This window comes from Staphylococcus sp. GDB9P120P (genome assembly GCF_017893435.1).
Classification (GTDB): Bacteria; Bacillota; Bacilli; order Staphylococcales; family Staphylococcaceae; genus Staphylococcus; species Staphylococcus cohnii.
In genome coordinates this window covers 217971-234484 of sequence record NZ_JAESNB010000002.1, presented here as the reverse complement: position 1 = coordinate 234484, position 16514 = coordinate 217971, and the positions used below count along the sequence as shown (strand labels likewise).

The window sequence follows — 16514 nt, the reverse complement described above, 5'->3', positions numbered from 1 at the left end:
TATAAAGAATAATTTATGCTTTCTGCTTATGCAAGCCTATATTTGTTAATATACTGGCTATAAATAAAACTAAGAATAGTATGAATCCATATATTTCAGATATATTCAGTTGTTCATTAGATAACTGTTTATTCATTATTAAAAACATCATATCTAATGAAAATATTAATAATAAATGTACATAAATTGTTGTAAATCCTGTTTTGTTTGTTGTGTTTTTATCTGTTGATTTATAGTGATGAACATATATAACAAATAAGCACGTAATAAAGGCGAAACATAATACATATAAAATATTTAAACGGGCTAATTCAATATTTTGTATTAATAAAACTAGACCTTCACCAAATAATAAAATCACTAATAAGCTTAATCGTTCAGTCAAATGGTTAAAAAATATAGGGTTACGATATGAAGTTTTATAAAAGAGTAATGGAAAGACTGCTACGATAAAAATCCCTATAAAATACACGCCAAAATTAATCGGTGCCGGCAACATTATAGATATTATAGAAAGAATAATTGTTAATAATAAACCAAACGTATACACTTTAACCAATTTCATATCTATTCGCGTATTGGCAAATTTATAATTAATAAAGTATTGTATAAAAACACTTAGATATACTAAAGCTGACATTAAAACAAATGGAAGAAATGTTTGTTGAAAATCGCTATTTATAGCTTTAGACAATATAACGATTAAATACATATCTATAAATACAAAGATGTATTGATACCATTTTTGATTGAAAAACCTATTAACTAAAAGAGTACGGTAAACCCATATAGAGAAAAAGACGAGAAAAAGCATGAAGCTTTTTCCTAGTTCTTCTAAAGACATTAAATTATGTGAAATGCCCTCTGCAGTCTGATTAATCGTAGATAAAATATAAACAAATATTAAATCAAAAAATAATTCTGTCATGCTGACTTCTTTTTTCTTCATTTTTTCACTCCTAAACCTGACCTTTTAATTATTCAGGAAAATTTCCCTCAGTTTATCTGTTTGATTATCTATAATTTATAATTCATTGCCAGTTAATAATTTCTTTTTTTATCATATACAACAAACGATTTTATAAAATTCTTTGTTATTTTAACATTGAAATTAAAAAAATTAACTTCTTATTTACGTAATATTGTAACTGTATATTTTTATTTTAAGGTGTCAGAAATTAACATGAGCAACTCACCTATTTTAGGTACTGTAGTTATATGCCACCTTCATATAATGATTTATCATAATTATAGAATTTACCTCTATCATCAATACTAAGTCTAGCAAACGTTAAAGCAATGGGTACATGACATATTAAAGAAGTGAGGACTTTTTGTTTTGACGAATTGATTTAACAATTCTCCGATTCACTTAATCGTTTTCCAGCAATTTAACTTTTTCTTCTAATGTTTGAAGTCCGTGATCTATAATCTTTTTGTTCAATTAAATTTTTTGATGTTCTAAAAATTAATTTTTCTGCTTCATTTTTGTGCCACTTCCTTGATGATATAACTCCGCAATTTCTTTTAATCAATATTCTCAAGGAGCGTCCTTTTTAGATATTCATCTTGCCAAACACGAAATACAAGTATGCTCACATCACTTTTTGATTATCATCATAAATTCTTTAAATCTAAATAACTATCATATTCACTCTTTCTCATTTTCCATTACTTTATTAATATGTATATCATGTATTATAGAAATAATAGGACGTATCAACATTTGAATACTACCTATTACAAATAATATTGTGCCGTAAAAAGTTGTACTCTCATTAAAAAAGAAAAAACTACCAATCAAAAATATGATACCTAATAAAAGATCATTTAATTGATAGAATAATTTATATATAGCACTGATTTTAATAGTCACATGTCTCATTTGTAAATCGACTTCATGTTGATTGTTAGAGCCTAGTTTTGATATTCTTTTCATAATTCATTCCCCCTCATTAATAATTTTCGAAATTTAATTAATGGTGTATTTTATATTATTATGACAGTTGTGTGAAACAAGATAAAATAGTTTCACTTAACAACCATGCTTGCGAGAAAAACTTAAAGAAATTAACGAAAGTTCGAAACAAGGAGAATTACACATACATTTACGTGCTGAAAACGGTTATATTGAAGGGTATAATTAGTAATTCAGATGATATAATAATGAAGTCGCCTTAACTTCCGGCGATATTATCGACGGAAGGAGGTGAGCATCTGTGGATTTTTTATTCGTAACGGTTATTGCACCTGTGATAACTGGATGTATTGTAGCTTGGTTTACCTATCGGTTAAACCAACGCAATAAATAGGCGACTATCCATATCACATAAAGAGCCCCAACCTACGGCAATAGGTTGAGGCTCGGTGTATATCTATGGACTTTCTATTCGTTATTTATATTATAACATCATAGTGCGTAGGAAGGCAAAAAATCATAGTCTTAATGGACACAGTAAAATATAATAAATATAATACTTTAATATTTTTTGATGAAGAGCTTTTAAAAGGTTATAAAAGAATAATATTGTCTTAGCAAATGGAAATTTCTTTTTATCAAAATTCAAGTATTACTAGTTTTTATAAAAAATTAGATTCAAAATAATGAATAATATATTATATCATCCTCCAGGGAACCAATCCATTTTAACATTTGTCACTCCTGAAATGTATTATGAAAGACAGTAGAAACTATTAAAATAATTTGAGGATATGTGGTGATAATGACATACAAGTTATTCCTTATATATCTATAAGCAAACCAAATGAAAAGGTGATTTCAAATCCATAATGAATACTTTGAACATAGAAAGTACATTAAATTTGTCAAATTCTATCTACGTCTGTTTTTTGATTTTTTTAAATCTTTATACTACTTAATGTCTTTTCTACGAGTCTTGAGAGAAAACAGATAATAACCCCCACTCAATTTATTGTGTGGGATTGCTTCATAAGAGAATATTCTAAAGATACTAATCAAAACAAGATAATGAACAGCCAATAGAAGTACAACATGAAGATACAGCTGAAGAGAAAAAGGATAACAGTATAAACGAAAAAGTATTAGCAAAAGAGGATAACCTCTATGAATAAGCAAAGTGTTATTTTGATTATAGAAAAGAAAAACTGCTAAAAAGGGTTTGTACTGAACACCAAAAGTTGTACTTTGGTTTATTATAATATTTCAAAGATTTGTTTCCTAAAATTTTTAAGAGACAAGCCTATGAATTTTGATTTTAAGAAGATATAAATGAAAAAAGTGTTATTAATAATTACATATTGTTTGATGAGATACGAGGTTTAAAATAAACTAATTCTTATGATTCTATCAATATTGAATATGAAGAAGACTTATTAAAAATATTGAAGGTATCGAAATAGAAAAATAAAAAACGAGCACAAACCATCTTATAAGATGGTTTGTGCTCGTTTTATTTAAAAGGGTAATTCTATATTATTTGAAAAATTTATGAACAATAATTTGAGCAGCTGTTCCATTTTCATATGAACAAAACTTATCATAAAATTTTTCATACTTCATTTGATATTTTTGCTGAATTTGTTCAATATTTTTAACAGATTTTATTAATGATTCATTTGTTTTTATAAGAGGTCCAGGAGCCTCATTTTCAAAATCAAAATAAAATCCGCGCAAATTATTTTTATAATGCTCTAAATCATAAGTAAAGAATAGCATAGGTTTTTTTGTATTAGCGAAATCAAACATTACGGAAGAATAATCAGTGATACAAATATCAGTTATTAAGAATAAATCACTGATATCATTATATTTATTGCCGTTAATCACAAAATCATCTAAAGAACTATCTAACTGTAAAGCGTTACTAATAATAATATGTGGTCTTAGAATTAAAATAAAATCTTCACTAAGTTGTTCTTTCATCTGTTGTAAATCAATGTGTAAGTTAATGATATGTTTTTTAGCTTTATTAATTTCATCGTCACGGAAAGTTGGTGCGTATAGAATGATTTTACGTTCATCTTGAATACCTAATCGTTGTTTGATTTTTTCCTTTTTATTATTAATATATGCTATATCTTTATTGTAAAATATATCATTTCGTGGATAGCCAACTTCTAATATTTCTTTGTGAAATTCAAAGGCTGATCTGAAACATCTAGATGCGTATGGGCTTGGTGAAACTAGATAATCCCAATGTTTAATTGCATTATTAACACGGTTTTTATAGTTAGCGTCTCTACCTTCAAAACTTTCAACATCATTTAACATTTTCTTAAGTGGTGTGCCATGCCATGTCTGGATATATATTGTATCTTTAGGTTTTGTAATATAATGCGGAAAGTTCTGGTTATTCACCCAGTATTTTGCACGGGATAAATAATGAAAATATTCTGGTGATAAACGTTTTACCGTTGTAACATTAGGATCATTAAATGGAAATTGTTGATTACTCACCCATATAATCTGGTAAGTGTCACTATATTCTTTTAATTTATCGTAAATAATTTTTGGGCTATCGCTTACAGATTTACCTACGTTACTTTCAAACACAACCAGGTCTTTTTTAACTGGAACTACCTTGGAAATGGCTGAGTTATATTTATCCATTACGTTAAAATATTTCTTACTCTTTCTAAAGCGTTTGAATAAATGTTGAGATAAAATATCATATTTTAATTTACTCTTTAATCGATTAGTTGTTTTGTAATTTTGAACAGCATCAAATATCCTTTGACTGTTGTATTGATCACGATATTTGATGAACTGATTTGCTTTCATTTCAACATTTTTATCGATTTGATAATTATTCATAATCATCTTTTTTAGTTGTTTTTCTAAATCTTGTTGATTATTAACTATAGTACCGGGCAATTCATTTTCTATATCAAGATGTGAAGGTTGCTTACCTAAAAATCTATCTTTATCAAATTGATAATAAATTACTGGTTTATTTAAAAAGCTAAAGTCAAAAGCAACACTTGAATAATCTGTTATCATTAATTTACTTTCTTGGATTAGTTTTTGAACATCGATATCACCCTGTTTAACGCTTGTAATATACGATGGAACATTAAACAATTCAATGAAAGGTTGCATATTAGGATGTAGGCAGAAAATAACTTCATTTCCGTTATCCACGATATTTTTAATATTAGGACTATTTAATAATTGATTTATTCTTTCTAGGTATTCTGAATCTACTATCTGTTCCCAGTTGATTAACCAATCTCTCCATGTTGGAATGATTAAAATTTGATTTTTAGTTGTAACTTTTGGATTAAAAAGATTGTCAAAACGAGCTAAACCTGTCACAGTAACTTGACCACTATCAAATTTCAAATCTCTAACAACAATTTGCTTTTCTCTCTCAGAACTTGTGATAAAAAGATCTACATTGAAATCTTTCAGTTGGTTACCATTGATATTTGATAAATTTTTAGCACCTAACACACCGTGTTGTAAAAACACTCTAGTAGCTTTAATTTTTTTTGTATAAACTACACTATTGGTAGGAAATATTAATTCTGGATGGTGTGTTGTACATATATAATCTGCCTGTAACATAATGTTGAAATGTTCTGGGGATTTGTAATAAATGACATTACCAAAAGGAAGAACATTTTGGGCTTCGCTAGAATCTTCTTCTATAATATAATACACAGGTAATTCTGGATGATGTGTCCGCATATATTTAAAAAAGTGAAAACCATTATCTTGAGCTTTATAAGATTTTTCCCCAATAACCCAAACTTTTGGACGATTTTTTTGGAAAGGCAATTTTACGTTAGTTTTTTTAAAATTTTCGATATAAGTTAGATAACTATCTATTGTATATCTATTAATTCTAAATGAAAGATTTCGCCCTTTCATAGTAAAGTAAGGAGTAATAGATATAATATCATTTTGATAATCCGTAATAATTTCGCCCTTTAGAAAACGTTCTATTAAAATTCTCGGATTACCTATTTTTATTTTTAAAGGTACAAACGATTCTTGAATATCAATTTTTAAATAGATATCAATAACATCTCCAATGATAAATGAATGCTTCATGAATTTTATTAACTCGTTGTATATATCAACGGAGAAATTAAATGTAGAGGTATTGTTATTTTTACTATCTATAGTACTTGGTAAATAGACTTCTGATTCCCTATCAGTAAAACGTGTTGTCAAAACAAGACTAGTTTTTTGAATTGTAGAGTTAATAATAGAGAATTGACCTTTTATTAACGCCTGATGATTATTGAATTTTAGTTTATCAATGTGTCGTCTTGAAAAAAATGCTTTTAATGGAGTGTGATTTGTCATAGTAAAATGTAAAAATCCATTTTTAGTAATATATGGATAAATTGTATTGACACCATCTGAAATTTTCTCCAAATTATAAATAGATGTATGCTCATTAGCAACTTCTATATTTTTTTGTTTCTTGCGCTTATTTTCTAACACTCCCAATGTTAAGAAAATCTTAGTTTCATTAAATTCTTTAAAGATGTCTAATACTTCATTTAAATCAATTTTAAAATTAAAAGACTCATCAATTGATTTGTAAAAAATAGATTTAAATCTGTTTTTTACATATAGTCCTGTAATGTTTTCGTTTTGTGAATCGAAAGAAATATAAAGTGTATTGCCTTCTTGTTTTATATATTGCATGATAGTACTCCTCACTAAATTATAGTATAATAAGTATATAAATAGAATATACTATTACATTCAAGTCTACAATCTAATTTTCTGAAATGTTATAAAATAATAATAATAAAAGAAATTATATATAAATAATAGTTGATACTTTAACACGGACAAAATAAAAGGAATAATATATGTTGTTATTAAAAAAGAGGTGTGAATTTGAAAAAAATATACTTATTGATTAATTCTTTAGAACTAAAACGAGGAGGCCTTACTAAGGCTAATTTACAACAAGCTAGCATGTTTAGTGAATTAGGTTACGAAACTTGTATACTGACATTTAATTATAATTCCGATTATAAGAGTATTATAGAAGATATTTATGATGTATACGAGGTAAACAAAAAAGTTGAAATAATAAATATGTACGATTATTTTAGAAATGAAGATCAGGTTGACTCAAAATTCAAGTCATATAAAAATCTAATAAATGATGATTCGATAATTGAAAAAAATGACAGTAAAGACATTGTTAAAATATATGAAAATGGGTTATTAAAAAAAAATATATCTTACAGAAATGATGAATCTATTAAAAAAATAGATTACTTCAATAATGCAAATTATCGAAGTAAAGTAGAATTTTATGCTCCTGAAGGATATATAGGTAAACTATCATATATGGATTATAATTTAAATAGACCTAGACAAATGACTTTTTATAATAGTATTGGTAGCTGTTATTTACGTAAAACAGTAAATCCTGAAAACGGGTTAGCGACTAAAGTTGATTTAATAAAAAAAGGGCAAATAGTTCACTCTTTTAGAAGTGATAGACAATTAAAGTCTTATTTTGTAGAACAAATCGTCAATAATAATGAAGATTCTGTCATTATTTCTGACGCACGAAATACAGATGAAATCTTAGTTAATATGAAAGGAAAAGGAATAAATAAATACATTAGATTACATTCTAATCATTTAGACACTAATGGGAATTTAGATAAGACAGTAAAATACTCAATAGAAAATATTAAACATATAGATTCATTAATAGTATTAACAAAACAGCAGAAAGAAGATATAGTTAATCGATTTGGTCATTTTGAAAAGGTTAAAGTTATCCCTCATGGAATAAAAACTTTTCCATTATTAGAGTCACATAATAAATTGAATAGGGACAAAATAGTAGTAATTTCTAGGTTAGTTGGATTAAAACAAATTAACCATATAATAGAAGCTATCAAGTTAATTAAAAATAAGGTTCCAAAACTTACATTAGAGATTTATGGAAATGGAAAAGAATTAGAGAATTTAAAAAAATTAGTCGCTACTTATAAATTGGAAAAAAATATTTTATTTCAAGGGTATACTAATAACCCAATAGAAGTTTATAAGAATTCTTTGTTTTCATTAACAACTTCTAAAAGGGAGGGCTTCTCGTTAGGGATTTTAGAAAGCATGTCTTGCGGAACACCTGTAATTTCATATAACTTCAAGTACGGACCGGATGAAATAATAAATAACAATGAAAATGGGTTGATTGTTAAAATGGGTGATATAGACGATCTTTCAAAAAAAATACTATATTTATATAGTAATCCAAACAAATTAGAAAATATGAGCCAAAAAGCAAGAGAAAAGACAGAAAATTATTTTTCAATCGAAAAAATTCAAAATGAATGGCGTCAACTTTTTGAAAAAAAATAAATGTACCATCTTTTATAGCCTCCCCTAAATAAGTACTTGGACAGTTTTGTAAAATGGATTTTTTAATTATATGATAAAATATGTTAATAATAATTGTTATTTGAAACACATTTTGAAACGATTAAGAGACCCCTTTAAAAGGAGTCTCTTTCGATATATTTTCTGAACATTTTTAATACTGTTTAGATTAATATAAATAGATGAGATGTAATCGTACTTAACTTTCACTAGCATTAAACAATTGATTCTTAAGATAATAAAACTACTCATATCATGTTATATTTTAATCACTACTTTTCCAAAAGTATTTTCATATAAATGCTGATATGCATCAACTACATTATTAAAATCAAATGTTGAATCAATAACAGGATGAAGATTTAAATGGTTTATATCTTCTATCATTTTGTTATATAAATCGTGATGGTTTGTATTAATACCAAAAGTTTGAGCTTGTTTTTCTGCTAACTGCATAAAATTAATTTCTGCTATAGCACTTTCTAGAAAACCTATAAAATATATTTTTCCTTTCTTAGCTAGTAACGATATAGATTTTTGAACATTATTTCCACCTACAACTTCCAAAATATGATCTACACCCTTACGATTTGTTACTTCTAACACCTTATTCTCCCAATTTGGTTGGGTAGTGTAGTTTATAAAATGTGTTACTCCGTATGATTCCAATTTACTTAATTTATCATTACTACTACTTGTTGCTATAATATTTGCCCCTACACTGGCTGCAATCTGAATACCAAATAGCGAAACATCTCCAGTACCCTGTATTAATACTGTATCACTTGATTTTAACGCTCCATTATGGACTAATGATAGCCAAGCAGTAAAGGCAGCTATAGGTAACGTCGCTGCTGCTTCATAAGATAAATTTCCTGGTAATGCTACAACATCATCTTCATCTAAAACAACGTACTCAGCAAGACCACCATCCAATGGACCTCCTAATGTATGTTTGTCATCGCTTGAATCTAAAGGATCTTTAGATGACTTAGCATAAAGTCTCGAAATCACTCTATCATTCACTTTAAATTGCGTAACTTCTTTACCTACCTGCACTACTTTCCCAGAAAAATCTGAAGTAGGAATAAAGGGAAATGTTAATGTACCCGGTGCATAATTCCCCTCAATAATAGCACGATCTCTATAGTTTAAAGAAATGGCTTTAACTTCAATTAAAACTTGCTTATTGTCAACTTCAGGTGTTGGAACATCAACCATTTTCAAGCAGTCTAATCCAAAATCTTCTAATTGCCAAGCTCTCATTATTTTTCCTCCTTAAATATTTAAAATTCACGCATACTCACTATCAATGTTAAACAAATAATCAACATTACTAAAAGAAATAGACTTATAACAATACACATATATGATAATAATTAAATTAAATCGTCCCATAATGTACTTCTGAAATCGTTATAAAAAAAGATTGGTTATCTTAATTTTTATCACTTAAAACTTTCTTATATGCTTTAACACTAATTTGTTTGACACAATATTCTTTGTTTTTATTAGACAAGAAATTCTGCGCATAGAAAAACACTTTCGTATGATCCATTTAAAATGAATTCAACGAAAGTGTTTTTATTTTAGTCCTACTGATTGGGGTTCAATTCAAAATTCTTCTATTGTTCAGTCTCCTATAGTAGATACATATTATGCTTTTTTGTGGAAAACAGCTGCTTCTCTCACTTAACGATGCCAGCTTAATTAATTTACTTTTCTTTTATAATCTTTCTACTAATACTTGAAATTTCAAGAAATCACGCACTATTTAAAAAAGATTATGATGTCACTTTTAATTCAAACGACTGCCATGGTTTTAATAAATCCAATAAGAAATGTTCTTCTTTTTTTACATGTCCGATAACATTTTTATAACCTTGATTTTCCATATCTTGTAATGCGATTTGCATCTCCCCTTTATAATGACCGTATTGTTCATTACAAATCACAATATCACCCTTTTTAATTTGTACTGTATTATTTGGCGGGAATGGCTCATCTTTATAATGGACACGACTCATCGTTGACCTTATAACATAATCTGAAATATCACCCCGATTGAAATGAAATTCCTCTGTCACAATGGTTTCATCTAATTCAGTAATATCGTTATTTAAATAAACATCAAAACTAGGCATTGCTAAATTAATTTCTGAAAGTGATTGTAGCTCAGATTCAGAAGCAAATGCGTTACCAATAATAAAATCATCTACTAAATTCGTCATTAATAAATGCTTAACTTGTACTGCTATAGGTAAATTTCTATGACTTTCTAATGTAGGTAACCCTTCCATAATCATCCAAGGTCCAACTGTTGCCTCTTGTGAAGTAACAAAAGCTGCAGTGTGAACATTATTTCTTTTATAAGCCTCACTCGTATTTACAAAATGTTGATATGATAAGCCAGTATAGGTTTGAGGATAAAAATTGTGACAACCTACAAGTTTGTCTAAATTAGGTTGATAACTTAACACTTCTTCAATAAATGTATCACTCACACTGATGTTTAATTCTACATACATATGCTGTTTGTTATAACTCAGTTGTGCTATTTCTTGAGCTGAAAATCCTGCATCAACACGTATTCCTGATACACCTAGTGCTTTAAAAAAGGATAAATCATCACGCTTTAAATTCAATGCTTCAAAAACTTTATGGTTAATATCCGCAATCACAGTCATATCATTCTCTTTAGCAACTTTTACCACTGACTTAAATTTATTAAAAACCGCTTCTTCATCACTTTTAACTGAAAGTAAATTTGTGAAGATGCGCTTAAATCCGAATTTTGCACTCATTTCTATATAGTCACACATTTCTACTAAATCAGATTGTGTCGGATAAACTGAAATTCCTAAATTATGCATATATATTTACTCCTTATTTGATTTATATATAATGCCACGCATTTGACGATGTTCAATCAATACACGAGATTTTTCAAAAAAGAGGATACTCGTAAATATTAATAAAAGTAATATTATGCCCCAGCCAAACAAGTTAATATTTTCAAACATGAATACAGGTACAACGACGATAAATGGGATAGCTATAAGCAACAACCATCTATTAAATTGAAACTTATTGACTATAAAATGGGCTATTTTATAAAAGCAAAATATGAGTAAAAATAATACTATTAAATAAATCAATCGCATCATATTAACACTTCTCTTCTAATTTTTGATATAACTCAATCATTTTTTCAATTAAATTTTTTTCGCTAATCGCTGTCATTAAATGGTCTTGTGCATGTATCATCAATAACGAGGTTTGTACTTTGTCACCATTTATTTCAGACTGTATTAACTCTGTTTGTATATTATGTGCCTTACTCATTTCTTGCTTCGACAGTGCCATCAGTTCATTCGCTTCTTCAAAATTAAATGCTGTGGCTGCATCCAAAGCTTCATATGCTAAACTTTTCGCATTACCACCATGTGAAATAATTTCAAAAATAATTTGCTCGTTTTGTTCAGTCATCAAATCTCCCCATCTCAATTAATCGTCGTTAAAAGCATCATTTGTAGTGCCTTGTTCTTGCTCTAACATTTTACGTTCATACATTTTAAAGAACGGATAGTATATGATTACTGCTACTAAAAGATTAAATACGACTAACACCAGTGCTCTCCAGTCACCATTCGTTGCAAATAATGCCCCCAAAGGCCCCGGTAATGTCCATGGCGCCAGTATCGTAATTTTAGCTATCAAACCTAACTTAAATACAAAATAAGTAATCGTAGTCAGAATTAATGGAATGCCTATAAATGGTAAAGCAAGAATCGGATTCATAACTAATGGCGCACCAAATATAAGTGGTTCATTGATGTTAAATATACTCGGTATAATGGAAAAACGCCCTACCTTCTTCAAATATTCAGACTTAGAAAATATCATCAATATACACAAACTCAGCGTCGCCCCTGCACCGCCTATCCATACAAACCACTGGAAAAATGGTTCAACAATAATATGTGGTAATGGTTCCCCAGCAGCCTTAGCATCAATATTTTGGTCTAGTAAAGAAAACCAAATAGGTTGGAAGACTGCACCCATTACTGCCACACCATGTATACCTGCTGACCATAAAAGTACAATGAAAAACACAGGGATTAAAGCACCTAATAAACTGTCACCAGCAAAATTGCCTAAAGGTTCAAAGATTTTATTAATAATGGCGTTTAAATCTATGTTTAATATCACTCTTACAAACCAAGAAATAACGATAATGACGATTGCTGGTACCAAAGATTCAAACGAACGCGCAACAGAGCCCGGTACCTGATCCGGCATTTTAATCGTAAATCCTGACTTCACTACAAGCCGCATCATCTCAACAGCAAATATCATGGAAATGATTGCTACAAACAAGCCGGAACCACCTAAATCTGCCATAGGTAACACATAACCAACAGCGTCACTTTTAGGTAATTTATCATCTAAGTTGAGCGGTAACGTCATCATTAAGAATGTGGCTAGTGAAAGTAATCCACCTGCTTGGCCATCCATTTTATATGATTTTGCTAAGCTGTATCCCATTGAAAATGCAGCGTAAACTGCCATCAAGCCCAACGTCATTCTATTAGCGACCATTATCTTCTCAGCATGTGGTTCTACCAATTTTTCTAAAGCTGGTATGGGTGGAGACGCAAATAAAGTAAAGAACGATCCAACAATGATAAGTGGTAGTGTTGCAATAATACCATCACGAATAGAAGTCAAATGTCGTTGTTCAGAAGCTTTGGCCATGGGTGGCATCAATACCTTTTCAATCCATTTCAAAAATTTCTGCATAACATACACCCTCTGTTTACTTATTTAATTTAGTACTTATACATACGTTTTTATTTGCTTTAAAATTTTAGGTGCGCCAATGGGTGTATAGCCCATTGGATCTATGACATCTACAGGTTTATTAACTGCTTCACCGATTTTTTTAAATTTATCTAATCGATGTCTAACTTGAGGTGCTACTAAACCTAAGTCGTAATCAGCAATTTCATTTTCAAATGCTTCGGTTCCAACTGCTACAATTTCCAAATCAAAATTTTCTTTTGAAGCTTCTTTCTTCACAGCATCCACAATCATAGAACTAGACATACCACCTGAACAAACCATTATTACTTTCATAAAACAACATCCTTTCAGTATTTTCTTTTTTTAACTTTAACTGCTTGCCGAGTACGTTCTAATAATTTCGTATGTCTTTCATAATCCCTACTGGCTAATGATACAAATAAAATATCTATGACATTGAGCATGGCTATACGTGAACTCATAGCTGCACTTCTCACTGGCTTTTCTGAAGAGCTATAAAATAAGTTAATATTGGCTAAGTCTGCCACATCATTATTGCTATATTTAGTTATGGAAATAATTTGAGCACCCGCTTTATGCGCTAACGCTAATGACTGCAAAATATCTTCTGTTTGGCCAGTGTTAGAAATAGCAATAACAATATCATCCTTTGTTACATTGGCACTCAATGTTGCTTGTTCATCATAGCTCTTACCAATCTCACACCACTTATCGATGCGTGTAAGCTTTTGCTTTAAATCTTCTGCAATAATTGACGAAGCACCAATACCAAACACACAAATTTTTCTAGCCTGATGTATCATTAAAGCCGCTTGTTCTAACGCTACTGGTGATAAAATTTGAGCTGTATTTCTTATAGATTTAGCATTACTTTGAGAAATACTGTTTATCACGCTTTCATTGGAATCATTAATATTGAGTTCTTCATAATCATATTCAATTTCATTGTTGCTATTTAACGCCATAGCAATTTCCATCTTCAAATCTTGAAAGCCCTTACATTTAATTTTTTTAGATAACCTAACAATCGTCGCTTCGCTGACATTTGTTAGGTGTGCTAAATGTTGTATTGAACTGTTGATCGTTTCATGCGGATAATCGATGATATACTGTGCCACTCTATATTCCGATGGATTCAAAGTCGCTAATGATGATTCCAATAATATTAAAATATTGCGAATAGCTATCACCTCTTTTCAAAATATTGTTTCATCTTAGCTACAATTTACAAAATATTATTTCGTGTGTCAAATTATATTTTGTTTGTAAAATGACACTTACTGAAATATTGCTTACTGCGCTCTGAATATTTAATCATTTATTATCACCTTTCTTTTTTCAATATATCGAAAGTTCCAAGAAACCTTGCAAGTTAGATATACTCACTATGCTGAATTTGCTAAAATCAATACTTCATTTTAAAATTGATTTGAATATAATATTGGAAATTTCAAAATTTCTTTAGGTGTTAAATTTTTTAACGGAGTGATTTCATGAAACGTAACATTGAATTATTAAAAAATATCATTGATACTTCTAATAGCATTACATTTTTCACAGGAGCAGGTATATCTGTTGCAAGTGGTATTCCTGACTTTCGTTCTATTGGTGGTTTATATGAGGAAATTTCAAAAAATGGTTACTCTCCTGAGTATTTATTAAGTGAAGCGTATTTCCAAAATGATCCAAAGGGCTTTATTAATTTTTGTCATGATTATTTACTCTTTGCTGACAAAAAGCCAAATATCGTTCATCAGTGGATTGCTCAACTTGAACAGCATCAACAATCACTGGGTGTCATCACTCAAAACATTGACGGCCTACATTCAGATGCCGGGAGTTCACACACAGATGAACTACATGGTACACTAAACCGATTTTATTGTATTAACTGTGAGCAAAAATATTCTAAACAATACGTTATTCATCATAACCTACGTCATTGTGAAACTTGTGGCAGTGCAATCAGACCAGATATCGTACTTTATGGAGAAATGCTAAATCAAGACACGATATTTGATGCTCTACATAAAATCAAATCAGCTGACACCCTAGTTGTTTTAGGTTCTTCACTGGTCGTTCAGCCTGCCGCCGGTCTTATATCAAACTTTGAGGGTCAAAACTTAGTTATTATTAACAGGGACCCTACACCTTATGATAGTGATGCAAATTTAGTAATACACGATGACATGGTTTCAGTCATTAATGAACTGTATGCAACATTGTAAATTTCCAAATAAATAAGTATGCGCGTATCGTTTAAAAAATAAAAAGCGTATCTACATGCATTATACATGTAGATACGCTTTCTCTTTTTATAATTTCAATATTATTCAATTACTGGTTCTTCAAATTTAGCCAGCGTTGGTTTTGGCATAGAAATACCTTCTTTATTAAGGTAATGTAAAACTTCTTTACGCAATAATCTCTGACCTGGAAAATGCATACCTGGCTTTACATGTACTAATAATTTAATAATCATTTGATTGCCGTCGATACTGTCTAACCCTAATAAATCAGGTGCTGCAACAAACATATCATATTTATCTTTGAGTGTTGGTAAAAAGTCTAATAATTTTTTCTCTATCATTTCATAATCTTCTGATGGTGAAACGGGTATCATCACTAGTGGTGATACATCTGTTGCAGAGTAGTTTACAATTTCACTTATTGTTCCATTGGGTAAAGTATATATTTCACCTGTATCTGATTGTATGCGTGTTGATCTTAAACCAATTGTTTTAACTGTACCCTCTGCAATCGTCACACCAGACGCATTAATTTGCACATAATCACTCACGTCAAATTGTCCTTCAAATATAATAAAGAAACCGGTTATGATATCTTTGACAATTGTTTGTGCACCGAAGCCGACCGCTAGACCGACCACACCAGCACCGGCTAAAATTGCCGATACGCTTATCCCAAAGCGTGAAAGTATAGATGTGAGTACGATAAACCATACAACATAACTAATTAGATTTTGAACAAGTGTAGATAACGTCTCACTTCGTTTAATTTTATAATGTGTTTTTTTCTTTGCATTTGCTTTGAAAAATTTCGTCACTAATTTCTTCGCAATGGTAATCACAATAATACCTATCAAAATATATGCCACAATAATTAATATATTGACTAAAAGTGATTGATAAAATTCAACCTTTGTTAGTGGTTCAATCAACTTCATAAAAAATTGCTTCAATTGATTCATATTGTATTTCCTCCATTCTTAGCTCGCTATACGATTGCGTTACAATACATCAAATAGTAGTGATTTATTAAGAAATTGCTTTTCCCATTACAAAAGTTATCATACTTTAAATGTTATCTAAACCCT

The 16514-nt window shown here is 29.4% G+C and carries 13 protein-coding genes; 3 read left to right on the top strand and 10 right to left on the bottom strand.

Features of this window, described 5'->3' with window-relative positions:
- Positions 1-13: 13 nt before the first annotated feature.
- Together KA856_RS01085 and KA856_RS01080 are read right to left on the bottom strand one after the other, a co-directional pair.
- Positions 14-949 (bottom strand): low temperature requirement protein A, encoded by a 936-nt coding sequence (locus KA856_RS01085; protein ID WP_210138385.1) that lies wholly within the window; start codon positions 947-949, stop codon positions 14-16.
- Between the two features lie 702 nt (positions 950-1651).
- Positions 1652-1885, bottom strand: coding sequence for a YrhK family protein (locus tag KA856_RS01080; RefSeq protein ID WP_187345541.1), 234 nt, complete (start codon positions 1883-1885; stop codon positions 1652-1654).
- Positions 1886-2219: 334 nt separating this feature from the next.
- On the opposite strand from KA856_RS01080, the gene KA856_RS01075 reads away from it, so the two are divergent.
- On the top strand, positions 2220-2312 hold the full coding sequence (locus KA856_RS01075; RefSeq protein WP_107360142.1) for a type I toxin-antitoxin system Fst family toxin: 93 nt from the start codon (positions 2220-2222) through the stop codon (positions 2310-2312).
- A gap of 1142 nt (positions 2313-3454) precedes the next feature.
- Here the strand turns inward: KA856_RS01075 and KA856_RS01070 are convergent.
- Positions 3455-6643: a CDP-glycerol glycerophosphotransferase family protein gene (locus KA856_RS01070; protein ID WP_210138384.1), complete on the bottom strand. Its 3189-nt coding sequence runs from the start codon at positions 6641-6643 to the stop codon at positions 3455-3457.
- A 198-nt stretch (positions 6644-6841) separates the two neighbouring features.
- Between KA856_RS01070 and KA856_RS01065 the strand changes: the two genes are divergently transcribed.
- Positions 6842-8332 carry a glycosyltransferase gene (locus tag KA856_RS01065; protein WP_210138383.1) on the top strand — a complete coding sequence of 497 codons (1491 nt, stop codon included), beginning with the start codon at positions 6842-6844 and terminating at the stop codon, positions 8330-8332.
- 276 nt (positions 8333-8608) lie between these two features.
- Here KA856_RS01065 and KA856_RS01060 read toward each other — a convergent pair whose 3' ends face one another.
- From KA856_RS01060 to KA856_RS14025, 6 genes are all read right to left on the bottom strand, one after another.
- Positions 8609-9616 (bottom strand): zinc-dependent alcohol dehydrogenase family protein, encoded by a 1008-nt coding sequence (locus tag KA856_RS01060; RefSeq protein ID WP_210138382.1) that lies wholly within the window; start codon positions 9614-9616, stop codon positions 8609-8611.
- A 518-nt stretch (positions 9617-10134) separates the two neighbouring features.
- The gene (locus KA856_RS01055) at positions 10135-11223 is read right to left on the bottom strand and encodes a DUF871 domain-containing protein (RefSeq protein ID WP_192945711.1); all 1089 of its coding nucleotides are present in this window, start codon (positions 11221-11223) and stop codon (positions 10135-10137) included.
- Between the two features lie 295 nt (positions 11224-11518).
- On the bottom strand, positions 11519-11839 hold the full coding sequence (locus KA856_RS01050; RefSeq protein WP_107523595.1) for a PTS lactose/cellobiose transporter subunit IIA: 321 nt from the start codon (positions 11837-11839) through the stop codon (positions 11519-11521).
- Positions 11840-11857: 18 nt separating this feature from the next.
- Positions 11858-13153, bottom strand: coding sequence for a PTS sugar transporter subunit IIC (locus tag KA856_RS01045; RefSeq protein ID WP_192959217.1), 1296 nt, complete (start codon positions 13151-13153; stop codon positions 11858-11860).
- A gap of 36 nt (positions 13154-13189) precedes the next feature.
- Positions 13190-13489 carry a PTS sugar transporter subunit IIB gene (locus KA856_RS01040; RefSeq protein ID WP_210138381.1) on the bottom strand — a complete coding sequence of 100 codons (300 nt, stop codon included), beginning with the start codon at positions 13487-13489 and terminating at the stop codon, positions 13190-13192.
- Between the two features lie 14 nt (positions 13490-13503).
- A complete protein-coding gene (locus KA856_RS14025) occupies positions 13504-14367 on the bottom strand; it encodes a MurR/RpiR family transcriptional regulator (RefSeq protein ID WP_233644310.1) in 864 nt (287 codons plus the stop codon).
- A gap of 303 nt (positions 14368-14670) precedes the next feature.
- On the opposite strand from KA856_RS14025, the gene KA856_RS01030 reads away from it, so the two are divergent.
- Complete coding sequence (locus KA856_RS01030) at positions 14671-15405, top strand: NAD-dependent protein deacylase (protein ID WP_210138380.1); 735 nt, start codon at positions 14671-14673, stop codon at positions 15403-15405.
- Positions 15406-15506: 101 nt separating this feature from the next.
- Here KA856_RS01030 and KA856_RS01025 read toward each other — a convergent pair whose 3' ends face one another.
- A complete protein-coding gene (locus KA856_RS01025) occupies positions 15507-16388 on the bottom strand; it encodes a mechanosensitive ion channel family protein (protein WP_103161607.1) in 882 nt (293 codons plus the stop codon).
- Positions 16389-16514 lie beyond the last annotated feature (126 nt).